The organism is Paenibacillus sp. MY03 (assembly GCF_002165585.1).
Taxonomy (GTDB): domain Bacteria; phylum Bacillota; class Bacilli; order Paenibacillales; family Paenibacillaceae; genus Pristimantibacillus; species Pristimantibacillus agaridevorans.
The window spans coordinates 1-24,729 of sequence record NZ_MXQD01000056.1 but is presented as its reverse complement, the minus strand read 5'-3'; the positions used below and the strand labels follow the sequence as shown (position 1 = coordinate 24,729).

The 24,729-nt window shown below is 53.8% G+C and carries 23 protein-coding genes and 1 pseudogene; 9 read left to right on the top strand and 15 right to left on the bottom strand.

Features of this window, described 5'->3' with window-relative positions:
* Nucleotides 1-516: 516 nt before the first annotated feature.
* Nucleotides 517-1,755 (bottom strand): MFS transporter, encoded by a 1,239-nt coding sequence (locus B1748_RS30920; protein WP_087571819.1) that lies wholly within the window; start codon nucleotides 1,753-1,755, stop codon nucleotides 517-519.
* Nucleotides 1,756-2,084: 329 nt separating this feature from the next.
* On the opposite strand from B1748_RS30920, the gene B1748_RS30915 reads away from it, so the two are divergent.
* Complete coding sequence (locus B1748_RS30915) at nucleotides 2,085-2,345, top strand: hypothetical protein (protein WP_087571818.1); 261 nt, start codon at nucleotides 2,085-2,087, stop codon at nucleotides 2,343-2,345.
* A gap of 7 nt (nucleotides 2,346-2,352) precedes the next feature.
* Here B1748_RS30915 and B1748_RS30910 read toward each other — a convergent pair whose 3' ends face one another.
* Nucleotides 2,353-3,501 (bottom strand): MFS transporter, encoded by a 1,149-nt coding sequence (locus tag B1748_RS30910; RefSeq protein WP_179215909.1) that lies wholly within the window; start codon nucleotides 3,499-3,501, stop codon nucleotides 2,353-2,355.
* Nucleotides 3,502-3,731: 230 nt separating this feature from the next.
* Nucleotides 3,732-4,819: pseudogene (gene tnpB, locus B1748_RS30905) on the bottom strand (IS200/IS605 family element RNA-guided endonuclease TnpB).
* A 327-nt stretch (nucleotides 4,820-5,146) separates the two neighbouring features.
* Here tnpB and B1748_RS30900 point away from each other — a divergent pair.
* The gene (locus tag B1748_RS30900; protein WP_087571816.1) at nucleotides 5,147-5,347 is read left to right on the top strand and encodes a DUF378 domain-containing protein; all 201 of its coding nucleotides are present in this window, start codon (nucleotides 5,147-5,149) and stop codon (nucleotides 5,345-5,347) included.
* Between the two features lie 302 nt (nucleotides 5,348-5,649).
* Here B1748_RS30900 and B1748_RS30895 read toward each other — a convergent pair whose 3' ends face one another.
* The 5 genes from B1748_RS30895 to B1748_RS30875 form a co-directional block, all read right to left on the bottom strand.
* The gene (locus B1748_RS30895; RefSeq protein ID WP_087571815.1) at nucleotides 5,650-5,937 is read right to left on the bottom strand and encodes a hypothetical protein; all 288 of its coding nucleotides are present in this window, start codon (nucleotides 5,935-5,937) and stop codon (nucleotides 5,650-5,652) included.
* 81 nt (nucleotides 5,938-6,018) lie between these two features.
* Nucleotides 6,019-6,627: a hypothetical protein gene (locus B1748_RS30890; RefSeq protein WP_087571814.1), complete on the bottom strand. Its 609-nt coding sequence runs from the start codon at nucleotides 6,625-6,627 to the stop codon at nucleotides 6,019-6,021.
* Nucleotides 6,628-6,856: 229 nt separating this feature from the next.
* A complete protein-coding gene (locus B1748_RS30885; RefSeq protein WP_087571813.1) occupies nucleotides 6,857-7,996 on the bottom strand; it encodes a toxic anion resistance protein in 1,140 nt (379 codons plus the stop codon).
* Nucleotides 7,997-8,022: 26 nt separating this feature from the next.
* A complete protein-coding gene (locus tag B1748_RS30880; RefSeq protein ID WP_087571812.1) occupies nucleotides 8,023-9,717 on the bottom strand; it encodes a VWA domain-containing protein in 1,695 nt (564 codons plus the stop codon).
* Nucleotides 9,718-9,730: 13 nt separating this feature from the next.
* The gene (locus B1748_RS30875; protein ID WP_087571811.1) at nucleotides 9,731-10,411 is read right to left on the bottom strand and encodes a hypothetical protein; all 681 of its coding nucleotides are present in this window, start codon (nucleotides 10,409-10,411) and stop codon (nucleotides 9,731-9,733) included.
* Between the two features lie 888 nt (nucleotides 10,412-11,299).
* On the opposite strand from B1748_RS30875, the gene B1748_RS30870 reads away from it, so the two are divergent.
* From B1748_RS30870 to B1748_RS30860, 3 genes are read left to right on the top strand one after another with little or no spacing between them, the layout of a single operon-like run.
* Nucleotides 11,300-11,746, top strand: a complete 447-nt coding sequence (locus B1748_RS30870; protein WP_087571810.1) for a hypothetical protein — start codon at nucleotides 11,300-11,302, stop codon at nucleotides 11,744-11,746.
* Nucleotide 11,747: 1 nt separating this feature from the next.
* Nucleotides 11,748-11,963 (top strand): helix-turn-helix transcriptional regulator, encoded by a 216-nt coding sequence (locus tag B1748_RS30865; protein WP_087571809.1) that lies wholly within the window; start codon nucleotides 11,748-11,750, stop codon nucleotides 11,961-11,963.
* A 2-nt stretch (nucleotides 11,964-11,965) separates the two neighbouring features.
* Nucleotides 11,966-12,928, top strand: a complete 963-nt coding sequence (locus B1748_RS30860; protein ID WP_087571808.1) for an NAD(P)-dependent alcohol dehydrogenase — start codon at nucleotides 11,966-11,968, stop codon at nucleotides 12,926-12,928.
* 265 nt (nucleotides 12,929-13,193) lie between these two features.
* Here B1748_RS30860 and B1748_RS30855 read toward each other — a convergent pair whose 3' ends face one another.
* Nucleotides 13,194-14,030, bottom strand: coding sequence for an ABC transporter permease (locus B1748_RS30855; protein WP_256976051.1), 837 nt, complete (start codon nucleotides 14,028-14,030; stop codon nucleotides 13,194-13,196).
* A complete protein-coding gene (locus B1748_RS30850) occupies nucleotides 14,027-15,007 on the bottom strand; it encodes an ATP-binding cassette domain-containing protein (protein WP_087571807.1) in 981 nt (326 codons plus the stop codon). The genes B1748_RS30855 and B1748_RS30850 overlap by 4 nt, the downstream gene beginning before the upstream one ends.
* Nucleotides 15,008-15,213: 206 nt before the next feature.
* Between B1748_RS30850 and B1748_RS30845 the strand changes: the two genes are divergently transcribed.
* Both B1748_RS30845 and B1748_RS30840 read left to right on the top strand, forming a co-directional pair.
* Nucleotides 15,214-15,978 carry a TetR/AcrR family transcriptional regulator gene (locus B1748_RS30845; protein WP_087571806.1) on the top strand — a complete coding sequence of 255 codons (765 nt, stop codon included), beginning with the start codon at nucleotides 15,214-15,216 and terminating at the stop codon, nucleotides 15,976-15,978.
* 154 nt (nucleotides 15,979-16,132) lie between these two features.
* Nucleotides 16,133-16,993: a DUF975 family protein gene (locus B1748_RS30840; RefSeq protein ID WP_087571805.1), complete on the top strand. Its 861-nt coding sequence runs from the start codon at nucleotides 16,133-16,135 to the stop codon at nucleotides 16,991-16,993.
* Nucleotides 16,994-17,229: 236 nt separating this feature from the next.
* Here B1748_RS30840 and B1748_RS37850 read toward each other — a convergent pair whose 3' ends face one another.
* The gene (locus tag B1748_RS37850) at nucleotides 17,230-19,029 is read right to left on the bottom strand and encodes a stalk domain-containing protein (RefSeq protein ID WP_218781677.1); all 1,800 of its coding nucleotides are present in this window, start codon (nucleotides 19,027-19,029) and stop codon (nucleotides 17,230-17,232) included.
* Nucleotides 19,030-19,403: 374 nt separating this feature from the next.
* On the opposite strand from B1748_RS37850, the gene B1748_RS30830 reads away from it, so the two are divergent.
* Nucleotides 19,404-19,952, top strand: coding sequence for a DUF1697 domain-containing protein (locus B1748_RS30830; RefSeq protein ID WP_087571803.1), 549 nt, complete (start codon nucleotides 19,404-19,406; stop codon nucleotides 19,950-19,952).
* Nucleotides 19,953-20,032: 80 nt separating this feature from the next.
* Here the strand turns inward: B1748_RS30830 and B1748_RS30825 are convergent, their stop codons facing one another.
* The 4 genes from B1748_RS30825 to B1748_RS30810 form a co-directional block, all read right to left on the bottom strand.
* The gene (locus B1748_RS30825) at nucleotides 20,033-20,224 is read right to left on the bottom strand and encodes a YheC/YheD family protein (protein WP_256976050.1); all 192 of its coding nucleotides are present in this window, start codon (nucleotides 20,222-20,224) and stop codon (nucleotides 20,033-20,035) included.
* A 1-nt stretch (nucleotide 20,225) separates the two neighbouring features.
* A complete protein-coding gene (locus B1748_RS30820; RefSeq protein WP_087571802.1) occupies nucleotides 20,226-20,777 on the bottom strand; it encodes a TlpA family protein disulfide reductase in 552 nt (183 codons plus the stop codon).
* Between the two features lie 113 nt (nucleotides 20,778-20,890).
* Nucleotides 20,891-21,664, bottom strand: coding sequence for a hypothetical protein (locus tag B1748_RS30815; protein ID WP_087571801.1), 774 nt, complete (start codon nucleotides 21,662-21,664; stop codon nucleotides 20,891-20,893).
* Nucleotides 21,665-21,717: 53 nt separating this feature from the next.
* On the bottom strand, nucleotides 21,718-22,524 hold the full coding sequence (locus tag B1748_RS30810) for a hypothetical protein (RefSeq protein ID WP_087571800.1): 807 nt from the start codon (nucleotides 22,522-22,524) through the stop codon (nucleotides 21,718-21,720).
* 418 nt (nucleotides 22,525-22,942) lie between these two features.
* On the opposite strand from B1748_RS30810, the gene B1748_RS30800 reads away from it, so the two are divergent.
* Nucleotides 22,943-24,301, top strand: coding sequence for a dicarboxylate/amino acid:cation symporter (locus B1748_RS30800; RefSeq protein WP_087571861.1), 1,359 nt, complete (start codon nucleotides 22,943-22,945; stop codon nucleotides 24,299-24,301).
* The last annotated feature ends 428 nt before the right edge of the window (nucleotides 24,302-24,729 follow it).

The window sequence follows — 24,729 nt, the reverse complement described above, 5'->3', positions numbered from 1 at the left end:
TCAAATTCCACTGTAAAGCGGAGGATGAGGTCCTCTTTCTCAAGGTGAAACGGCTATGCCGTCCTTTGGCGGCGCGGCTCGTTTCGAGAAAATAATCCTCTATCGAGGCCGTTCGAAGATGAGCGTCCGCGTTTAGAGGAAGATTTATCGCCACAAAAGGGCAAAAGTGTCGCTCTTGTCTGTTCGATCACCCTTCTCTCGGAATAAGAGGAAAAACGCCCTCTAGTATCCCCATCTACGCCCTTGCTTGCGCTTTAGAGGGAATTCCTACCACTAATCCAGGTCGAAAAGCTGGATTCGGGCAGAATCCCCCCGAAGAAAGGGTGTTTTTCCCTCTAAATCGAGTCGATAGCCCGTTTCATCCAGATTAATGGGAGCTTTTCCATCTATTTTCCGATGCGGTATACGATTGGCCTCACCTCGCGCTTGCTGCTACGGTGGAGATACCTCCATCGAAGTCTCTCGGGAAGAACAATTGCGCTATCTTCCTTTCGAGGCTTTGGAGACACCCCTTCATTACACTGCAGAACTCGCGGCCGACTCCGACTCCCGCTCCGGCACATGCAGACGTTTGGATAGAACAAACAATACAACACCTGTTAGTACCGTTACGATTCCGCAGCCGAGGAACCAGCTCTGGATGCCGTACTTGTCCACAATCGGTCCCGCCATTAGCAGGCCGATCGGCGAGGACAACAGCATGATGCTCGTTACCAGCGAGATAACCCTTCCCAGCATCGCCGGATCATAAGCGCGTTGAATCATCGCCATATACGGTCCGTTAAAGAACGGGGCAGCCGCTCCCATGAGGAAGGAGAGGATTACGAAAACGACAAAGGCCTCCCGGCTGATTACTCCGCTTGCCACGCAGGTGGCGCCCATCACGACCATACTCATAACGATATAGGAGATGTCCTTCCACCTGGAGGCGACAACGGATAACAGCAATCCACCTATGATCATTCCCGCCGAGAAGACGGCCTCCACAAGGCTGGCGCTATATCCGCCGCGTCCGAAGTGGGACAATGTCATAAACGGGAACAATGTGCCGAGAGGCATAAACGCAATCGAGAACACCGCGGTAGCCACCGTAATAATGACCACCGGCTTCACTTGTATAAAGGTTTGCCAACCCAGCTTGAACTCTGCCAGGAACTGAGGTCTCTCCGCCGCCTCGGACTTCGGCTGAGAAATCTTAACGAGCATCAGCATGATGTTTGCGATCAACGCGCCAGCCACGTCCAACAGCAACACGGCTCCAAGCGAGGTTGCGGAATATACCGCGATGCCAAGCGCGGGGCCGAGCACGGTCGAGGCCGAGAACACCATTTGCTGCCAGCCTGCCACGCGCGTCAGTTGATCCGGCGGCGCGATCAGCGGAATAGCCGCCTGAAACGCAGGCGCGTGGAAGGACGAAGCGATGGAGCGCGCCATCAGAACAAGATAGACGAAACCTAGTCCGGGCTCGCCGAAGTAATAATACAAACCTAATGCAAGACTGAACAGCGCAATCGCTCCGTCAGCCGCGATCATCGTAAGTTTCCGGTTCCATCTGTCGAGCCAGACGCCGATAAACGGGCCGAGCAGCGCTTGCGGCAGAAAGCCGACGAGGCTCGCGATCATGAGCACGACGGCGGATTGCGTCGTCTCCGTCAGATGCCAAATAATCGAGAATTGTACCATCGAAGTGGTAAGAATCGAGAAGAGCTGTCCGCTAAAGATGAAGGCGAACTTTCTCTTCCAATCGGTATACATGGAGATTCCTCCTTCTTTTTTGGGCATGGGCATTGACATAGCCGTATAAACCATCTCATTACCTTAAGCGCAAGAAATGGATTCCCCAAAAAAGCATATCCAGCACCTCCATACGCTGCCGCTTGGCCCGGTATCAGGGCGAGGCACGCGAATGAAAACATTCTATCAAGCGCGACCTGGAGGATCAAGGTAATAAATGACTTAATCCAATTCTTACATAAATTTGATCCTTTTAAGGCATTCTTTTAACAATCGTTTGTTAAAGTTGGATTTGTAAAACGAATTCCCTATCGGGAACAAATCTATAACGACGAAGGAGATCAACGATCATGTCAGCTCAAGCTGAGCCCGCTATTATGTATACGCCCCGGTTATGCGACAACGAAACGATTGCCAACAAGCTCATCTACCGTATTAGGCAGCATCAACTGTCCCCCGCCGAGCTGGACGGTCTTCAGGCACGCTGCAGAAGCGAGCTGCGCCAATTGCAGCAGGAGCTGGACGTCCTGTTGAACGAGCTGCGTTCTGTCTTGAAGGAAGAGCACGACATCTCCATGCCCCGGCATGAACGCTACGAACGAATCGCTTAACCCCCCTTTACGCTCCCGCCTTTGGAAGTTTCGAATGCTCCTGCCTGACTCTCGTGTAAAAGAGCGCCGAAGAAGCGCATAACAAGAACAGTACGAAATAGAGGAACGCGACGCCGCGAAGCTCCACGATCTGCCCTCCGATCAAGTTGCCCGCGATTCCTCCGAGCCCCCAGGTTACCGCCGCGTACAATGTCTGATAAGTCGCCTTCGTTCTGGCTCCGGCAAGACGATCCACAAGCTCCACCGCCACGCCGGCGAAGAAGGCGAAGGCGATTCCGTCCAACAACTGCGTAGCCAGCGTCATGTACACGTTGCTGGTCAGAAACAGAATGAGGTACTTCAGCGCATACAACGATGCCGCTGCCGCGAGCAACAGAGACTTCCCGAACTTGTTCCCCAGCTTGGCCGCCCACCAGAACATCGGCACCTCGATGAGCGCGGCCAGCGCTATCGCCGTCCCCAAAAACCGCTTGTCGAAGCCGTGTTCGTCGAAGTATAGCGGCAGAAATGTCGCGCTCGCCGTGACGGCCAGCATAGTCATAAAGGAAATGAGACAGAAGAACAGGAAGGTTCGGTTCCTAACCACATCCCCCAGTTGCTGGAATACGCTAATACGCGCCGAGTTCGTATGAGTCACGGGCAGCAGAAACACAATCGCCGCAGTCGGAATTGCAAGCAGCGCGTACATAAGGAATACATGATCGTACCCGTATTTCTCGTAATAGAATCCAACCGCAAATGCTCCGATGGCATAGCTGAGCGCTCCCCACAGCCGTACGTTGCCGAACGCGAAGCCCTGCGTTCTGCCAATCTGGACGGCGGCCGCATCACTCATGGACGGTAGCGAAGACTGGAACCAGGCGAAGAGAAGCGACACCGCGACGATAGCCCCGAACGCATTCGACGTATAAAACAGCAGGCCTGAAGCCGGCGTGATAAGCACGAGCAGGAAAAGCAGAACTTTGGTACGCTGGAGCCTGTCGTTAAGCAGTCCCATTACAGGCTGCGCAATGACGCCTACGAAAGCCCATAACGAAAGAATATATCCGATCGTGGAAGGGCTGAAGCCGCGATCATGAAAGTGCAGGCTCGTATAGGGCAGCAGAACGCTGGACATCAGGTACATAAGGAAGTAATAAGCGGATACGATTCTCACTGGGGACGCCTTCTTCATGATGTATTTGAATTTTCCGGTCAATATTATGTGGGAAATACTCAATTCATTGTACTATGATTTTAACGTTAACCCATTGAACACTCCCACCACCTTAGAGGTGGGGAATTCTTGGATTGTTGCTCCTCATGGAGCAAAGTCGTATCGATATTTTCTTGCGAAAACTCGTACACCAAGCGATCCCTGCGGTTCCCGCAGTTCCTGTTTCTTTGTTACAGGGCCATACTCTTTATGTTTTGCGCGGCATTGCGATCGCGGTCATGCAACGTTTGGCAGACCTGACAGGTCCACGCTCGAACGCTCAAATCTTTCACTTCTGCCTCCTTGCTCCCGCAGACATGACAGGTTTGGCTGGTTGGGGCAAAGGTAGGCGCTTCCTTGATCGTGCGGCCATACCACTTCGCCTTGTAGTGAAGCTGGCGACTCATTTCTCCCCACGCTGCATCCGCTATATGCTTAGCCAAATGCCGGTTCTTCATCATGTTCACAATACGCAAATCCTCGGTGCAGATCGTTTGGTTCTCACGAATCCACCTCGTGGTCTGCTTATGGATCACATCTAATCGGCTATTTCGTATCTTCTCGTAGATGCGGGCCACGTTTCTTTCGCCTTGTGCCAGTTGCTTCCGCCCGGCACTCTCCTCGCCATCCTGCGCTGCCACTTCGCGAGCTTTCGTTCATACCGAAGCGTATATCTCGGATTGGCCAGTACGGGTCCTTCCGAAGGGACTGCCAACTGCTTGATGCCCCGATCGATGCCAAGGATGCGGTCTGTTCTCGGAAGCGGCTGAATGTCCGTCTCACAGACCAGCGCTACGAAACATTTGCCGCTTGGGGCTAAGCGTACCGTTGCCGACAGAATCCGGCCTTCGATTTCTCTGGACTTGGCAAGCGGCATCCGTCCCAGCTTGGGCAACTGTAATTGCTTCGCGTCTACCTTGATGTTGCCACCCGTATACCGGGTCGTATAGCTCAGCACCGGATGCTTGCGACTCTTGTAACGAGGAGCCTCATTCTGCTTCTTGAAGAAACGCTCAAACCCGTCAGCCAAATGTCGGACCGCCGATTGCAAGGCGATGCTGTCTACTTCCTTCAACCATGGAAAGGCTTGCTTCAAAGCGGGAAGCTGCGTGGCACAGGCGTTGTAAGAAAGGCCCTTCCCCGTAGCCTGAACCGACTCCTTCCACTTAGTCAAGAAGTGGTTGAATACAAAGCGGCTGCAACCTAATGTTTTGCGCATGAGCACGATTTGTTCTACACTCGGATAGATCCGAAACTTGAATGTCTTATGATGGAGCATCGCGTAGAATCACCACCAGCATGGGGAAGTATTGTTGTTAACTCCCATAATTGTAGCACATACGTTCTCATATATCCATCAACAAAATTCCCGATTCATCCCCTGCCTACGCCCTCACTTCGTGAGTATAGTAGCTTAGAGGCAGGAGTATTCTCGGTGATTGTGATAAACAATTCCCGGCTCGAAATCGGTTCCTCCGGCGAACTGTGCATAATCCATAGCATTTGCTCATAACATTGTATGGATTAACCAAGATTCGGAGTGAAAGAATCCCCGGTCCCTCCCAGCCGGGCTCTCTCACGACCGTCCCAAGGAGGCAGTATTCGTATGAAGACGCTCAACCTTATTAGCTTGGTTTTAGTCATTATTGGAGGGCTGAATTGGCTGTCCGTCGGCTTGTTCGAGTACGATGTCGTCAGCGAGCTGTTCGGCGGCCAGGCCGAGATCGGCTCGAAGATCGTGTACATCGTCGTCGGCGTGGCGGCGCTATATGCCATCTCCCTGCTTCCCAAAGCTGCCAAGGATTAAGGGCTCCCCTCCGGTCTCCGCTAAGAGGGAACACCGTTCCTGCAGTCCATAATTCATAGACAATTGTGAAGGCAATACATCCAAGGTGAAATGGCTGTCGCCGTCCTTTGGCGGTGCAGCGCGTTTCATTCCGAGAATTATTGGGCAAGTATGGAGAAAACTTATACTTTCCTATAATTCAAATAAAAGGCGATGCTCAGGACAGTTCCCGACATCGCCTTTATTGTTATTTCCGTTATGACGTTGCGGTCCGGACTTTCATCCTTCCAGCAACGTCGTTGGATCTAAGCAGGTGTATACGTTTACAATTTGGATTTCATATCCATGAGATATTTGATGACTACGGCAAGTGCCCCCAAGTAATAACCGACAAGGACGACCCAGCCCGTCACATCCATGGCTGCAAGCCCGGCAAGCATGAAGAGCGGAAGCACGTAATACACCATATCCTTCAGGTAGCCCAGCACAAGCTCATGGGAGAGTTTGCCTCCCGACATCGATTTGAACAGCCCGATTACCAGATCGAGCGCCATCGAACCCATTACGACCCACATCGCGACTTCCATCCAATGAGTAAGCGTACCAAACATTTTGAATCACCTCCTCGCTACATCGTATGCCGATGTTCGCAAGGTTGTACCTTAGGCGGTATCACGATTATTAATCATAAATTATTGCGTTGATCTGCCTACTCGTTCAAGTGTAATTTGGTAATAATCGTCAATAACCAGCATGGGCTCCTTTATAGACAGCAAAATGTTTTCTAAGTCCACTAACTCATCTTCTGATTCCGCATGTATTGTTTTATAAATGGTAATAACCGCTTCCATCTTCTTTTTTTCTTCACTACTAATTGCATAAGAATGCTGTTCCAGAAACTTATTGGTCATGCCATCAATAAAGCCGTCCACACGAAATAAGCTGTATTGTAGTAAACTCCAATCAGATGCTTCCTTTCTCATATGCACGGTTGAAATGGCCTGTAGTTCGGAATGAATGCTTTTACTTTCACCCCTAACAATCCTCCAATTGTTGTACAACTCTTTTTTCACTTCACTGCTATTTTCCTGTTCAATTGGCAACTGAACAAATTCCGTAAGCCTGTTTGCCAAGTTATTCCCCGCAACAGATATAAACGAAAAAATTTGATCATTTCTATCTTGGATTTGATTCAAATTCTGCCTGTACTCTAAGTGGATATAGATACTGTAAATAATAAAAACCCCAATAAATAAAACAAAAAATCGGGTTATATTCTTTTTCAAATGCGCCTTATGCATATCATTCCTCCGAAAAAAGAGTAGATTTCATAGTAGATTCCATCTATGTTCTATTTCGCTCTATTTCGAACATTTCCTTCCAATACCAATTATGCTGCCACGTCCATTCTCCCCGATATTGATAAAGCTTGGACCATTACCGTTCAACCGAAGTACGTAAGGGCCGCCGGGGTGTTGGAAGCAACCCGGCAGCCCTGTCGCAATGGAACGGCGTTATTGTTGGGCAACTTTATAAAGCCAGCCGCTGACCCTGCTCCAGCCGTTTGATCTGGCGCTCGCCCGTATCCGCCAGCTCGCGGAATTGCGTAATCGTCTCTCGCATTCTAGGAAGCGCCTCCTGCTTGTAGACGCTGATGGAATCCAGCGCCGCGATAACGTCGGTGAAAGCCTGCTTTAACGTGTCAACGGAAATGCTGGACTCCAGAGACTGCTTATGAATCGCGGCTCCCTGCTCCTTGAGCATTCTGGAAGTGCCGCTAATCAGCATATCCGTCGTTTGGTTCAGCAGCTCGATCTTGCCCAGCACGATACGCTGATTGTAGAGGGCGCTTGCCACCGTCACCGACGTCTTAAGCGCGGACACCGTCACGTTTCTTGCCCGATCAACGCCGCGAATCAGCTCCTTGTTGTTCCGCATGACAACCTCGATTGCCATGATTCCCTGCTGGTTTACGACCATCATCTGCTGCAGGTCCATCAGCCGCTGCCTGAGCGGGAACAGCACTTCCTCCGCGATAAAGCGGATGCGGTCATCCTCCTCTTGCCTCAGCCTGGCCGCTCCGAGCTGCGCCTCGATCTCCTCGTCCATAAGCATGCCAAGCTGTATCTCCTTGCGGAGCCGCTTCGTCAGCTCGCGAAGCGCCTGCTGCTCGAATTCCAGGGTCGTATTATCGTTGCGCAGCACCGTCTTGCCCTTATCAAGCGATACGATGATATCCGAGATAACGGCGTCGGCCCGTTGATATTTGGCAAAGTAGCTCCGCAGCGGATTGAAGAACTTGCCCAGCATGCCATGCTTCGCGAAATCGACGGCGCCGGGATCGAGATCCTTGAGCTGAAGCTGCAGCTCCGTCAACCCTTGCGCGACTTGCCCGCCTTCGTCGCCCGCCCTGGACAGCTGGCCGACGGACACCTGGAGCAAGCCGTTCTTCTCCGCGGAAGAACGCATGGTAGCCATGCCGAACAGCTCCAGCGAGGTCATGATGTCCTTGCGTTTCTCGGGAGCCTCCGGATCAACCTCCAGAATCGCGGCAACGTTGCTCCGCGCGAGCGTCCGAAGCTGCTCAACCTCCTGCGGAACCGGCTTCACCTGCTCTTCGATCGCAGACCGTATGGCCTCCGGACTCACTACTTCCATCGAGAATGACATTGGATCCCCTCCCGTAATTCGTTCTCCTACATTTGCGCGTTCAGCAGATTGCCGATCTTGTATACGACATCATCCGTGTCGGCATTCATGCTGACGGCTTCGTTAATAGCAGAGATGCTCCCCAGCGCTTCCACATTAGCGTTGTAGCCGATCGTATAGATCGGGATGCGATACGTCTCGACCAGACTGCGGATATCGTCCAGCGAATGGCCCGTATTCGTCTCCCCGTCACTGAGAACAAAGATAACCGGCTTTGCTTGAGGGCGCGCGACCAACGCCTCGCGAAGCAGCTTCATGGCTACTGCGATGCCGTCGAAGGTAGCCGTCTCGCCGCCGGCACGCAAGCTCTCCACCGCCCCCACGAACATCGATTGCTGATTCGTATCGTATGTACCGATGGGCAGCTCGACCCTCACCTCGCTGGAATAGGAGACTAGCCCGATGCTGTTTTCCCTGCCGAGCACCTTCTGTCCTGCCAGCAGCGATTCCTTAAGCCGGTTTAGCGGCTCGCCGTCCATGCTGCCGGACACGTCCGCCACGAAGACTGCAGCAACCTCCTGGCCCCCGTTCTTCTTCTCTTTCCATAGCTTCTGGGCAGGCGCAAGCATGGAGCCGTCGATCGGCTTGCTCTCCGGCCGATACTCCTCCAGACCGTTAAAGCCCTTGCGCGTTCCCTCTTGCTGCCATCTCTCCGTCGTGACGAACTCCGCAAAGGACAGAAGAATGTCCCGCTTCTGCACCGTCAGGTTGCCCAAACCATACAACGGACTGTCGTGCCTGACGCCGAACGGCGTGAAAACATACTCGCTGCGCAAGTCAGGAGAGTTCATATAGGTCTGATATTCCAGCACAAACGCGTCCAGCATGCCCGACTTTGCCGCCTCCCGCATCTGCAGCGTCGTAGAGGCGATAAAGGGCACATTGGCCTGGAAGCGCTGGAAACCTTGAACGGCCTCCTCGCCAAGCGGGTTCCCACCTCCATACGTCTCCAGGGATGTCACCAGAAAATTAAGCCCCGTCGAGCTGGCGAAGGGATCGGTATATCCCATCGCAAGCTCGTTCTCCGCGAGCGCGTCCGTCAACGTTTTAACGCCGACGAAGCCGTACTTCGCCACCAATTCGTCATGCTTCGCCTTCTTGGTCACGATTCCCGCCACATTGCCGACGAGTCTTTCCGACAGTAGTTCGATTGGAATGCCGTCCTCTTGAATCATGGCTCCCCACAGCTCATTCGACGGCGTGAACGCATCCGGCACGTATTTTCCCGAGCGGATATAATCGGCGGCCGTGCCGGAGGCGATGTTGCGCAGCTTCACCGATACGCGCTCTCCGTTCAGAACAATACCGGCATCATTGAATGCTTGCGCCGCCTCCGCCAACCAGCCGTCGACGCCTTCTCCGCCTTTCTCCGTCGACGAGAAGATCTCCGCATAGCTGCCTGTTGACGGCTGCACCGTTACGGGATATTTCTCGATATCCGGCAGCGAATCGCCTACCTGGACGGGGGCGAGGTCAACGATCCCCTTTACCGGCTCGGCTATCGTCACGTCGATGCGGCGAACCAGCTTATCCAGACGTTTATCGGCGTTGCTCGTCGACGCTACGCCCGCTGGCTGGCCCCAGTCCGACGTGAAAGCAATCCCGTAGTAGACGGCCACGAAGACGAATATCGTGATTGCTCCAAGCAGCAATGCCGTTCTTCCTCCGCTTCTGCCGGCCATCTCTATCCCCCCTTCACGGCTTGTAGTATTTGGTCTGGTTGATTAAGATGTCGATGTCCTTCATGCACGGCATGAGCAGCACATCCCGGTAATCCGCGCCACCGAGCCTTGTCAGTTCCGCAAGCAGACCGTCCAGCTTGAGCAGAATTTCTTCATTCGCCCCCAAATAACCCGCGGATTCAGCCGACCAGCCCGTTGCCATCGCTGACGCTTCTCTAAGGCGGAGCAATCCCAGCAATTCTCGCACATGGCCGTAGAACAACTCCTCGACCGCTGCAATCGCCGATGCGAACCTCTTGTAGCTTAATTCCGTCGGATTAAACCGTTCTCCCAACAATCCCAGCAAGACGTTCACCTTTTTCTCCATGCGCTCCAGCTGAGATAATGCGGCTTCGCTCTCCCGTCTGAGCACGCGATTGCGGCGGAATCGAACGAATGCAAGCCAGTACGCCTCCGGCGAACGCCATTCCGGCAGACGCGGTGCGGAGGAAGCATCGCGAAAGAGGATGGCATGGCTGCCAGTCAGAAGCACGACCGGACTCATGACGATAAGCGTGACGACGAAGGCGGTCTCGAAGGAGCTCCCTCCCGTCAGCCTCGCTCCGCCCAGGCCGGGAGACAAAGCCGCGACGTTCAAGCCGATGGTTCCCGATACGAGCAACGCCAGCCTCCATGCTTTCGACCATCCGCCCATTAACCGCACCTCCCGCTACTACTTAACCTATTCCGGTTATGAACCGCGATATGCCGAGCATAACAAGCTCTTTCGATGGACAAGTTTACATTATTTAGGGCATTTCCCCGTCTGTACGTTGCCCTTTTAATCTATGTTTCCTATTTTTTGCCCATTTTTTTGCGAAATCGTCCCTGAAAGATTCGTAGATGGATCGTATAGGCGGGGGAGCTCCTGCGACGTCTTTTGACGGTGCAGCGAAATGAAATGTAAGGAATCTCCGCGGGAGTTCTCCGAGTCCAATATGGTGCAGATATTGATATTACGGGAATTCCTTCGGCGACGAGCGACCGCGTCTAGAGTAAATTTCAACTCAAAGACGCGAGGCTGCAACGTAACGGACATACACTACTCTTTATGCCACAAGAGCATCATATTGCCTCATTTCGACCAAATGATGTCGCTCCTGAGGCTGTCTATTCATTGTGCATAGGTGAAATTGCGGGCAAGTGTCCGGTAAGAAATGAACGGGAGCAACTGGAACGGAAATGAGAGGCGTTATTTCAGCAAAAAGCCGCACTTCGCAAATCTAGTGGAACTGACAGCCCTTATGATGGGCAAAAGTCCGCGGTTTGCCTGGATTTCTCCCGAATAACGTCGCAGAGTTCTGTTAGATTTTAAAATCACGCCAAACGAACCATATAAGGGCCCTTATTTCCGTTAACAGGTTGGCGATAATGGATTGCAGCCCCATTTCCAGTTTTGCACAATGAATCGACGGCCTCCTCCTCGCTATTCAATAAACGGCCCCGTTTATACTATTGGTAAAATTAACTTGACTTCATATATAGTCTACTTTACATTGTGTATATCGAACTTTACTTTCCATGCGTCGAGGAGGCGTTCCGTATGTCCTTTCAAGAGAAAAAAACGCTCTTTTATTTGCTCAGCACCTTCCTGATCTTCGGCTCTTATTGCTTGTACGTCTTTCAAAACGCGCCCTTCGGCATTCTCGATCAAGAGGATCCCTTCCGCTTTTGGGGCCTCTTCGTCATCGTGCTGATCCCGGTCACCATCGTCGCGAAAATTATTCTGCATATCCTCTTCTCGATCATTAACCGGATGGTCACGAACGAAGACGAACCTTCATTCGCCGACGAGCTCGACAAGCTGATCGATCTGAAGGCGACCCGGGTTACCCATTACACGTTCAGCATGGGTACCGTGCTGGCCATGGGCACGCTCGCGCTCGGCATGACGCCGAACACGATGTTCGTCACTTTCGTCGGCTTCGCCTTCCTGTCGGAGGTTGCCGGGTATATCGCGCAGCTTTATTACTATCGCAGGGGAGTCTGACATGAGTAAAAGTCTGATTGGCAATCATGTGCGCAAGCTTCGCTTCAACCGGAACGAGATGACGCAGCAGCAGCTTGCGGATCTGGTAGGCGTCACGCGGCAGACCATCGTTACCATCGAGAAGGGCAATTATTCGCCTTCGCTGGAGCTCGCGTTCCGTATCGCGCGCGCCTTCGGCGTTCCGCTTGAGGAAGTTTTTTATTTCGAGGAGGAATGAGGATGAAAGCGATCGTCTGTACGAGATACGGCTCTCCGGACGTCTTGCAGTTGCAGGACGTCGCTAAGCCGGAGCCGGGAGATAATGAAGTTCGCATTCGTGTAGCGGCCGCTACCGTGGGTCCGTCGCATTGCGCCTTTCGCAAGGGAGACCCCTTCATCGTGAGGCTCGTCTACGGGCTGAAGAAACCCAAGCAGCCCATCCTGGGCACGGAGCTTGCGGGAGTCGTCGACGCCGTCGGCCGCAACGTTAAGCAGTTTCGCGTCGGGGATCGCGTATTCGGCATTAGCGCGGCTACTTTCGGCGCCCATGCCGAATACAAATGCCTGCCGGAATCCAAGCCGCTTGCGGTCATGCCGGACGGCATGACGTTCGCGGAAGCCGCCGCGATCTGCGACGGTACCCCCACGGCGCTGACCTTCCTTCGCGACAAAGCCAAGCTGAAGCCCGGCCAGAAGGTGCTGGTCAACGGCGCCTCCGGAGCGGTCGGGCTGGCGGCCGTACAACTCGCCAAGGTATTCGGCGCAGAGGTAACCGGCGTATGCAGCGGCGCGAACTCTGGGCTGGTGCTGGTGAACGGAGCCGATGCCGTCATTGATTATACCCGAGAAGATTTTGCGCGGAATGGCCGGACGTACGACGTGATCTTCGACGCTGTCGGCAAACGAACATTCCGCGATTGCAAGCGATCACTCACCGCCAACGGCGTCTATCTCTCCACCGTCCCGTCCATGTCGATTCTATTCGCCGTCCTCCTCTCCTCCCTGTCGCGAGGCCGCAAAGCTAAATTCGCAACGGCCGGCCTCATGCAGAACAAAGATAACCTTCAATATATAACCGAGCTCTTCAACGTCGGGAGGCTCCGCGCGAACATTGATCGAGAGTATGCGTTGGAGCAGATACCGGAAGCGCACGCATACGTGGATACGGAACGCAAGAGAGGGAATGTGGTCATTACGTACTAAGAGCACATTCCTCCTAGTACGCATGACCGCTTGTAGAAAAAGTTTTAAGTCTCATAGGCGCGAGCGAGTCTGCAACGTAACGGACAGGAGCGACGTTATTCTTTGATTTTTTAAGGTTGCTAAAATCTAACGGACATACACAGCTCTATTTGTGCCATCCGAGCATCTTTTTGCTTCATACCGACCAAATAGCGTCTCTCCCGTCCGTTAGATTCTGATCCCATCAAAAAAAGCGCAAATTGTGTCGCTGATGTCCGTTACGCGTTTACCGATTCAACTTCCTATAACTCCGTACCGCCAGCGGCAAGAATATGGCCAGGAGCAATACGGGCCAGCCAACGGCTAGCAGCAGGGCATGCTCCGACATCCAGCTCTCGCCGCGCAGGCCAGGATTGCCAAACAGCTCTCTTGCCGCCGTCGATGTAGCCGACAGAGGGTTAAACTCCGCGATGGCTCCCAGCCAGGCGGGCATCGTCGTCGTATCGACGAAGACATTCGACAGGAAACCCACCGGCCATACCAACAGTTGCACCATCGACACGTTATGCGGATTCGTCGCGTGAAGACCTACGAAGATGCCGACCCACAGCAGCGAAAATCTCAGCAGCAGCAAAAGGCCGAACGCCGCAAGCGCATGGTCTGCGCCTTCATGCCATCCCCAGCCGAGCAATAGACCGGTCACGATCAACACAAGCAGCCCAATGACCGAATTAAGCATATCGACCATACATCGACCCAGCAAAACGGCCGAGGCATGAATCGGCATCGACCGAAATCGGTCCGTGACGCCCTTCGAGGCATCCGTCGTTACCGCCATGACGGTGCTCTCCACACCGAAAAACATCGTCATCGCGAACATGCCCGGCATAAGAAACTCGAAGTACGAGCCTCCCCCGGGAACCGCCATCGCTCCCCCGAACAGGTAGCCGAACATAAGCAGCATCATGACAGGGAACAGCCAGCCGATCATAATCCCCCAAGGATTGCCTCCCCAATGCAGCAGCTCCCGCTTCGACAATACCCATACATCGGTGAAAGCATATCGGATACGTGCGGCGCCCGAAGGTTGAATATTCTTCACGTTACGTTCCATCGTAATCATCTGGATTCCTCCTTATTCGATACTCCGTTCTGTCCCGTAAAATGAATAAATACTTCGTCCAAGGTTGGTCTGCGCAGAACTATATCCTCCGGCTCCAGCCCCGAGTCCGCGAACGCGCTTGCCGCCTTTAGCAACGAGCCCGTACGGTCGGTTACCGGCACGCTGATTCGGTTCGCGGCGTTGTCTACGAGAACAGAAGCCCCGCCGATTCCGCGCAAAATACGTTCCGCCTTCTCGACTTCCTCTTGTCTTAGCAGCGTCACCTCCAAGCGGTCACCCCCGAACGAAGACTTCAGAGCCTCGGGCGTTCCCTCTCTGATCACTCTTCCGTCCTTCAAAATAGAGATCAGATCCGCAAGCTGATCCGCCTCCTCCAAATATTGCGTCGTAAGCAGCACGGTTGTCCCCGCTTCTTTAAGCGAGCGGATCGCTCCCCACACTTCTTGTCTGGCGAGAGGGTCCAGGCCGGTCGTCGGCTCGTCGACGAACAGCACGTCCGGCGACACGATCAGACTGGCAGCTAGATCAAGCCGTCTGCGCATCCCTCCCGAATATTTGCCCACGGCTCTGCCCGCCGCTTCCGTCAGATCGAATTGCGTCAACAATTCCTCGGCGCGCCTCCTTGCCTGCCCCTTTGGCAGTCGGTTCAGACGTCCGAACATCTCGAGGTTCTGGTAGCCCGTCAATTGCTCGTCGACCGCGGCGTATTGTCCAGCCAGCCCGATCCTGGAACGGACGAGATGTCCCTCCTTGCTAACGTCGTACCCCGCGACAGTGGCGCTGCCTTCGTCCATGCGGAGCAGCGTCGTCAAAATTTTGACCGCGGTAGTCTTCCCGGCTCCGTTCGGACCCAGAAGTCCGAAGATACTCCCCGCAGGCACGTTCAGCGTGAGACCGTTCAGCCCCGGTCCCTCCTTCGTTCTCCCGTAGTGCTTCTTCACATTGCGAGCTTGAATGGCATACGCATGGGCTCCCATTGCTTGCATTCTCCCCTTCGAATAGCCAGAGCAGCGTCTGGCCTCGTGATTACGGCACGTCCGGGAATGCGGCTTCGAGTCTAGCATCTCTGCCGCAAACCATTATCGTACACTGTACGGTACAGTGTATCATTCATTACTTTTAACTGTCAATGCTCGCGTGTATAATAGGGTTATCACATCATCGGAATGGAGATCTGCCTTCAATGCCCACTAATGGACAAGGAAATGACTATGCCCGCAGCTTGAGTCTCTTATGGGGCTCGCAGACCGTACCGGGCCGAAGCGGCCTAACCGTACAGAAGATCGTATCTGCCGGCATGGAGATGGCCGATGAGAACGGCATCGAGCAATTGTCGATGCGCAAGGTGGCGGAGCGTTTGGGAGTTGGCGCCATGTCGTTATATACCTACGTGCCCAGCAAGTCCGAACTGCTGGACCTGATGCTGGACAAAGCTCAGGCGGATCTATATGACAGCGGCGGCGATATCCGGGGAGCATGCGGAGGAGAGTGGAGCGAAGCGATACGCTACATCGCCAAGACCAACTGGGAGTTGTACCGGAAGCATCCCTGGATCGTCGACCTCTCCGGCAGAAGACCCGTGATGGGTCCCCATGTTTTGCTCAAATACGAGCTTGAGTTATGCGCGCTGGACGGAATCGGCCTCTCCGATATCGAAATGGACTCCACGCTTTCGCTTCTGCTCATGCACGTGGAGAGCTGCGCGCGGCTTCAATTCAGCATGAAACGGACCGAAGCCTCCTCCGAGCTGAACGATAACGAATGGTGGCTCGAGTTATCTCCCGTGCTTGACAATATAACCGACTGGAGCCGTTTCCCCGTCTCGTCCCGCGTGGGCAATGCCGCAGGCGAGATGCATCAAAGCGCCTATAGTCCGGAGCATGCCTATCTATTCGGCTTGGAGCGCATTATCGCCGGCACAGCCGCGTTGATCGGGAAAGCCACGTAACCTTGCCTTAGGCGTTCATTTGTCCAAATCGCCCTCGGCTCAGCGTCGACAGCCCCATCATCTTTCAAAATGCGGAAGCGCTGGAAATATTCTATTTAAATCCGGTGTTTCGTATTGTAAGATGAAAGGCAGAGCATATATGGGGGGATTGGCAATGTGGACACGCACGGAGCTAAAGCAGAGAGCTAAGGATGTATTGCGGACAACGTATTGGAAGGCATTCCTGGTCAGCATCATCCTGTTGTTTGTAGGCGGGGGAGGCGGCGGCTTCGGGGCCAATCTGAATTTGGGTTCGGGCGACTGGGGCGATCTCAGAGAATCGTTTAGCTCCGTCGATAGCGGCTATAGCGAAGACGATTTGTTCGTCGAAGAAGATATCATCGATTCTTTTGTCTATAACGATGACTTCGGCACCTCTTCCGGTATCGAGTGGGGTTTCTGGGGACCGTTCATCATTATCATGATCATCGTATTTATCGTTGTGCTTTTGTTCGCGCTCGCATTCCGAATTTTCCTGCTGTCTCCGTTGGAGGTCGGGAGCAGGCGCTACTTCAAGCAAGCTGCCGAGCAGGATGCAAATCTTAACAATTTAGGCTATGCGTTCGGCAAGGGGAGATATGTGGATATTATTAAGTCCATGTTCTGGCGGGGGCTGCTAAATTTCCTATGGTACCTGCTCCTCATTATTCCGGGCATTATCAAATCGTACGCCTACAGCCTCGTGCCCTATATTTTGGCGGATAATCCCAACATCGGCTACAGGCGGGCGGTACAGCTTAGCAATCAGATGACGCGAGGACATAAATTCCGGATCTTCGTGCTCGATCTCAGCTTTATCGGCTGGTTCCTGCTGGGTTTGCTGGCTCTCTTCGTCGGTTACCTCTTTGTGCTTCCTTATTATAACGCAACGAAGGCTGAGCTTTATCTGACTCTGCGCAAGGAAGCATTGGAACGCGGCATGACGGCTCCGCAAGAGCTTCGGCTTACGGATGACTTTCCGCCGATTTACGTCTAGCCATCTTACGGAAAAAGGCCTTCCCCCTGCTAGCGGAGGAAGGCCTTTTTGGCGTGTGGACGCGTCTGCGTCGATTAGGGTGTGTCTGAATACTCTGAGGGGAGCAGATTTTGCCGAATTTTCGTTCCATGCAAGGAACTTTTGTGAAGGCGTACCGGGGTACGTCAAGCAAAAGTGACGAAGCAGGGGGCGGAAAGGCGGTGAAAGATGCCCCCGAGCGGGTTTTCAGACACGCCCTAGTTGCCAGACAACTGGTGGATGGACCATGTGGTTGGCGCTTCCTTGCCGATATCCAACGGCAAAGTCATACCGTCGTCGAAATATTTCAACTCCAGGACATCCCCGGCGGTTAAATCAACCTCCCCATCCAGCGTAACGGTCGCGCTGCCAAGCGGCGCCCTAAGCGATAGAACCAGCGCTACGTTCACATTCAAAATCGGAATGACGCCGGATACCAGCGTGGATTCCATTGGCGATACGCGTTGTACCGCGAAATATGGATCAATACCCGCTCCCAGCGAGATGGTAACCGCTGCCGTCGTCTTGTAATTCACCGTAGCCTTAATGGCATATCTGCCTGTGGCAGGCACAACGAATTGGCCGGTAGCCGGATCGAAGCCTGTACCTGCATAAAACGGCGATGCGACATTCCAGCCGCTGAGCGTCTGGGTATTCGTAACCGTTGTCGGAACTAAAGATGCCGAGAATCCCTCAGCGGTATAGTTCGCTCCAGCCGGGCCTACGGGACCGGGATCGCCCTGCGGACCTACTAGACCCTGCGGTCCTTGCGGTCCGACGAGACCAGGCAGGCCTTGCTCCCCTTGAGGGCCCACCGGGCCAACAGCTCCATCTGCGCCCGCTGCTCCCGCCGGGCCGGGATTACCCTGCGGACCTACTAGACCCTGCGGTCCTTGCGGTCCGACGAGACCAGGCAGGCCTTGCTCCCCTTGAGGGCCCACCGGGCCAACAGCTCCATCTGCGCCCGCTGCTCCCGCCGGGCCGGGATTACCCTGCGGACCTACTAGACCCTGCGGTCCTTGCGGTCCGACGAGACCAGGCAGGCCTTGCTCCCCTTGAGGGCCCACCGGGCCAACAGCTCCATCTGCGCCCGCTGCTCCCGCCGGGCCGGGATTACCCTGCGGACCTACTAGACCCTGCGGTCCTTGCGGTCCGACGAGACCAGGCAGGCCTTGCTCCCCTTGAGGGCCCACCGGGCCAACAGCTCCATCTGCGCCCGCTGCTCCCGCCGGGCCGGGATTACCCTGCGGACCTACTAGACCCTGCGGTCCTTGCGGTCCGACGAGACCAGGCAGGCCCTGCTCCCCTTGAGGGCCCGCCGGGCCAACAGCTCCAGCGGCGCCCGCTGCTCCCGCCGGACCGGAAATGCCTTGCGGACCTTCGGGACCTTGTGGTCCTTCCGGACCGATAAGCCCCGGCAGGCCTTGCTCCCCTTGAGGACCCGCCGGACCCGCAGGTCCTGTTGACCCGGACGGACCGGTCGCCCCAGCGGCTCCCGCATCGCCTTTGTCGCCTTTGTCGCCCTTCTCTCCCTTATCTCCTTTGTCGCCCTTGACCGTACCAAGCAGGAGCTGCACCTGCTGTAATCCCTGATTCCAATTTACGCTGGCTCCGAACAGCTCCGCTAAGAACCGAATGGGCACAAGTTGCTCGTCGTCGACGGTCTGCATAGGTTGTCCGAGCGCAACCTCAATGCGGTTATCGTTAACCGCGACAGACGCCTTAAGCGAATTTTCTAAGAAAGTCACAACCGTATCGCCTTTTTTGACCGTAAGCGTGCTCGTCCTCTCGTTCCACGAATATGTAGCGCCAAGCAGCTCCGCGATGTCTTGAATCGGCGCTAACATCGTCCCTTGCTTTACAATTGCATTCATGTTCTCCTTTACGACTTTTCCGTCTACATTGATGGATACACCTGCTGCTTGAGCAACCGGCGCGAACAGCAGCAGCACGGTAAGAAGCGTTAAGCTCGCAACCTTGTACCATCTCCGTTTTCTTCCTCTACCTCTTAGTCCCACTCTCTTCATCTCCCTATTAAAAAAATGCAACTTCATCTCCTGTTTTAAATATATCTTGCGCCGTTCTATTAAAAAATTGAAGGAAATGATCATCGCTAACCTTTTTTCGGTTTCAGTTTAAGTTATAACATATCCTTCAGTAGAATTTTGTAATGCAGATTACAAAAACAAAAAAAGCATATTATAGCAGGTCCATAACGCCGAACAATCGAAATTCTAAAAGCGTTCGGTTTGCCCGTACCCGGGCAGACTGAACGCTTTTCATCTGGTTACAAGCCGGAATGCCCCTTCTTCTGCCTTTCGGAAGATTTTTTTAGTATAATGCTTCTAATAGTAGATATCAGATTCCCCACGCGCAGGAGGTATCACAGACCATGGTATATATCGCATTATTGCGAGGCATCAATGTAGGCGGCAACAACAAAATTAATATGAAGGAACTGAAAGCAACGTTCGAGCGGGCAGGTCTCAGCAACGTGGTTACGTACATTAATACCGGCAATATTATTTTTACGGATGACAATCGCACCGCCCCGGAACTATCCTCCCTGCTGGAGGAAGCCATCGCTTCGGACTTCAGACTGTCCATTAGAGTCATGGTCCGTACAATCGGGCAGATCGAAGCCATCATGGCCGCGCTGCCGGAGCATTGGGCCAATGACGAGGAGATGAAAAGCGATGTGCTTTATCTGTGGGAGGAGATCGACAACGAATCCGTACTGGAAGGGCTAAAGCTTACCCCCGAGATAGACCGGGTTATCTATATCCCAGGCGCAGTTCTATGGTCGTACGATCGGCAGCATGCGGGGCGAAGCGGCATGAACAAGATCATCGGCACCAAATTTTACGCTAGCGTCACTGTTCGCAACGTCAATACGGCTCGCAAAATCCATGATCTGATGAAAGCGGCGGCCGAGCTTTGATGGCGGCATCCTTCGAACAACACGGCCACGGAGGGGAGTAGCCAGGAAGGCTCGTTCGCGCCGAAGGCAGTCGTTCCCTGTCAGCCTTTACGTCCATACTGTTTGGCATAAGACATAATGCGGCGGTACAAGGTCTTGTCCTTCATCGTAGGCCGGAAGTAGCCGATGCTACCCCCTTGCTTATAATTGGTCGCTACCTTGCCGGGACGGCCGATCTTCGTGAACAGCGTGGTGCTGATCCACTTCCCCTGGTTCGTCTTCTGAACAATCACATTACGCCGCATCTTCGGCAAGCAGCGGGTCGATCTGAGCCTTCATTTCCTCTTCCGTCATGTACCCCAGCTTCTGATGGGCAATGCGTCCATCCCGGCCAAGGAATACGGATACCGGGATCGGTCTCACTCGATAGGCTTCGGCCACCGTCTTATCCGGGTCCGTCAAAACCTTGAAGGTGTAGCCATGTTCTCCGATAAAGCTCTCCACTTTGCCAGACTCCTCTCCGACGCTGACCGCAAGAATGACGAAGTCCTCGTCCGCATAGGCTTGATGAATTTTCTCCATGTCCGGCATTTCTTTTTTGCACCATTTGCACCAGGTCGCCCAGAAGTTCACGTAGACGACTTTGCCTGCGTAGTCAGTCAACGAGACTGGATTGCCGGACAGATCCAGCAGCGTAAAGTCGGCGACCGTCTCTTCCCCCTGTTCTTGACCATACACGACAGTGGGAGCGGCTTCGGCGCTGCTTGCTCCATTCTGGTTCGCGATGTATCCGGCGATTAATACGAGCAGCAGAATCGCGCCGCCCAGCAGCACGGGTTTGTTCATATGACTCGCTCCTTTCTTTTACTTCATTAAATAAGAAGACGCGCGGCCGTCATGCCGCGCGTCCCTCTTTGATCAGGTATAATCGATGGCCAGGCCAGGCCATCCCTCATGCATTAGCACTCTTCTTCGCAATATTCCTCTTCGGCAGGAGCCGAATCCGAGCTGGAAGAAGGGGTGGACGATTGGCTGTTAGCGATAGCCGTCGGCTTAGGTACGACGATAGGTTTGGCCGATTGGCTTCCGCTTACGATCTTCACGGATTTCGCCGGCTTGCTCTCCGGAGCTGCCGTTGCCGCAGGAGCCTGCTCGGCCGCCGCAACAGGAGCTGATGCCGGTTTCTCGGCTGCAGGTTTAACATCCGCTTTTGGCGAATCGACTTTGACCGAAGCTTGGGTCGGCTCCGTGCCAGCCGGCTCCGGAGCGTTCGCCTTCGGCGCTGCCGATGGCTGAGCCGCTGCAGAGGCAACCGTTACGGATGATTTCGTTTCCTTGGAGACGGGAGCCTGCTGCTTACTAGCATGATCTTGTGCGACTGATTTCTCAGCAACCGTCGATACTGGCTGCTTGGCCTGCGAAGTCTCCGTCGTCGACTCCTCAGCAACAGCAACCGGTTTCTCGACCTTCTCTGATGCAGCTTCCACTGGAGCGGCTTGCTCCTGGATGGCCGGCGTTTCGACGGCTGGTGTTCCGGAATCCGAAGCAACGATTACATCCGGTCTTTCCAGAGTCTTCGTTTCGGTGACCGTCACCTTAGAATCGGGTGCCGCGCCTTCCGCAATGTTATGTGTCTGGTTAGCCGACACAGCCGCATACGTAATCAACGTGAATGCCGCAATCGACGTCGCCAGCGTAATAGAGAGTTTGGACCATTTGGTTACATTCTTCATGCGAGCCTCATCCTTTCCGCTTCATCTATCCTGCATCGTGTGCGCCGCCTGTATTAGCAAATTTCCTCTTCCGTGCCGCCCGAGGAAGAATCCGAGCTTGAAGGTGCGGAGGACGAATCCGACGACGATGACGAAGATGAAGACGAGGAGCTTTCAACAGGCTTCGTTTCTTGTTTGGGTACAGATACCGGCTTGGAGGAATTGTTTGTGCTCACGATTTTTTTCGTCGTGGCCGGCTTGCTCTCAGGTGCCGGCGTTGCGGCAGGAGCTGCCGGCGCTTTGCTTTCCTTCACGGATTCAGCCGCTTGAACGGCAGGCTTTTCTTCCTTAACGACTGCTGGAGCCTTAGGAGCCGTAGTTGCCTGAGGCTCCGGCTTCACGGCAGGTGCTTCCGACTTCGTTTCTGTCGAGGATGCAACGGATACCGTCGCTTTGGACGTGTTTGGTTTGGACGTTGCATTATTGGAAGCTGCAGCAGGCTGTTCCGACTTGACAACTGCTTGCTCCGCTTTGGCGCCAGCTGCCGGAATGACAGGCGTCGCAGCTTCCGTTGTTTGTACTTGCTCAGCAGCGCTTGACTCGATCGCCGCAGCTTCATCCGTCACAGCGACCTCTGCTGTTTCAACAGCCGGTGCTGCTTCCGCTTCGTTCGTCGCCGTGACTTCAACTGCTGCCTCTTCTACTGCAGGAGCCTCCGACTCGTTCGTTGTCACGGACTGAACGACGCCGGCTTCTTCGGCCGGAGGCGGCGAAGCCAGGGAATCGTTAGCGGACACCGCCGCGTAAGTAATTAGTGTGAAGGCCGCTACAGAAGCCGTCAGTGTGATGGAGAATTTTTTGGAGATTGTTTTTTTAGTCATGATTGTTTACCTTCCTCTCATTTTCTGTATTAGGGTGGATAGTCCGGACTAACATCTCGATACAGTCGCCGACGACCCCTTAGGAGGAGATGCCTGCTTGCATAAGTTTCGGACAAAAAAAGAAAGATCCAACAATGAGCGCTACCGCGCTACCGTTGAATCTCTGGTTATCCAGTCGATTGTCTATGATCTTTTGTCTTCGTACATTCTTGCTTGGCAGCTCATTCCTGTATCTGGCTTTAGTTTATGACGCTTTTGTTCAGGTGTCAATCATTTATTTTATTTTTCCCATCGTTTTTGTCGGAATTAAAAAATCCGCTAAAAAAATGCATTGACAAGTGTAATAAGTAGTCTGTACAGTGAATACATTATTCCGACAAAAAATATAGGTTTAGGAGGCTTAATGAAAGTGAACAACATTGACAACAACCTGCTTCTGGCAATTGAAACGAACTGGTACAGCTTCGCCGTATCCGTCTTCGTGTTCGGACTGCTATTTTATTTGGCCAAGAAACGGGTCGGCTTCGGCACAAGGGTATTGATTGGATTAGGCATCGGATTAGCTATTGGGATACTATTCCAAAACTTAGATTCATTAGAAACTAAGGGCATCACCACCTTCGGCAGCATCTATGTCAATCTGATCAAAATGCTCGTTATTCCGCTTGTTTTCGTGCTTGTATTAAACAGTATCGCATCGCTCAAAAGTCTCGATTATCTTCGTAAAATCGGCTTCAAAACGTTTGCCTGGTTCCTGGGAACGACCGGCATCGCCTCCATTCTCGGCCTTATCGTCGCGCTTATTTTCAGCCCCGGCAAAGGATTGCAGCTGGAGGTTCCATCGGACTTCGCTGCTCGCGAGATTCCGACGTTCTCGGAGGTCATTCTTCAGCTCGTTCCATCCAATCCGATTAGCGAAGCTGCCGATGGCAAAGTCGTCCCCGTCCTGATTTTCGCCATCTTTATCGCCGTCGCGATCATCAAGGTCGGCTCCCGGAACGAAGCGTCCGTCAAACCGGTGCGCGATCTGATCGAATCGCTTACGCAAGTGCTTCATCAGGTCGTAAAGTTCGTCATTCGCCTGACGCCGTATGGCGTGTTCGCGCTTATTGCCGGCATTACGGCCCGCTATGGCTGGGATACGCTTCAGGAGCTGGGCAGCGTTATCCTGACTTCCTATGTGGCGTTGATCCTGCATTTCGTGCTCGTATTCGGCGGTCTTGTTCTTCTGGTAGCCAAGGTGAACCCGCTCAAGTTCTTCCGTAAAATTTACCCGACGGTTGCGGTCGCCTTCTCGACGCGCAGCAGCTACGCGACGCTTCCTGTCAATCTGGAAGTCATCACGAAGCGCCTTCACGTCTCGCCGCGAATCGCGAGTTTTGTTGCTCCGCTTGGCGCATCCGTCAACTTTAACGGCTGCGGCGGCATCTGGCCGGCCATCGTTGCTGTTTTCACGGCGCAGATCTTTGATATCACGCTGACGTTTACGGACTATATTATATTGGTTCTTGTCAGCATCATCTCTTCCATTGGCGTTGCAGGCGTTCCTGGACCGGCCGTCATCTCGACGACCGTTGTGTTGAGCGCGCTCGGTTTGCCACTCGAAAGCATCGCAATCGTCGCAGGCGTCGAAGCGCTGATCGACATGGGCCGTACAGCCGTCAACGCTACGGGCACGACCGTTACTTCGCTTCTGGTCGCCAAGTCCGAGGGCGAGTTCGACCGCGAAGCCTTCAACCGCGGCGACGACGAGGAAGTTTCCCTGAATCCGGCTTAAAGCCGGATTCGCACGACAGCGGCCGTCTGGCCGCCGTTTTTTATGGAATAACAGCCCTGCGAAGACGCCAAGCTACAAGCTTGCGTTTCGGAGGGCTTCCTTTTTTTACGTGGATAGGGTTGTCCCTCCCTTGCAGCAGCCGGAATAGGCTCTCGCATGCATGCTTGCATGCACGCTCGCTCCTTATACCACGCTTTCCCCATGGCGCTCATTCATCGTTCTGCTAACCCCGCGTTCTCCCAAGCAGGTTTTCTGACAGCTTGCTTTTACGTAGCGTCATGCGTACCAAGCTGCATCACAGAACTCCGCTCCACGCCTGCGATTCTAGCAGAACTAATAGGAAAACCTCCCTCTAATTCTAGTGAAGCGCCTGCGTTTAAGCGATTAGATGGAAAACCTCAGACTGTTGAATAACCTCATTTATGCGG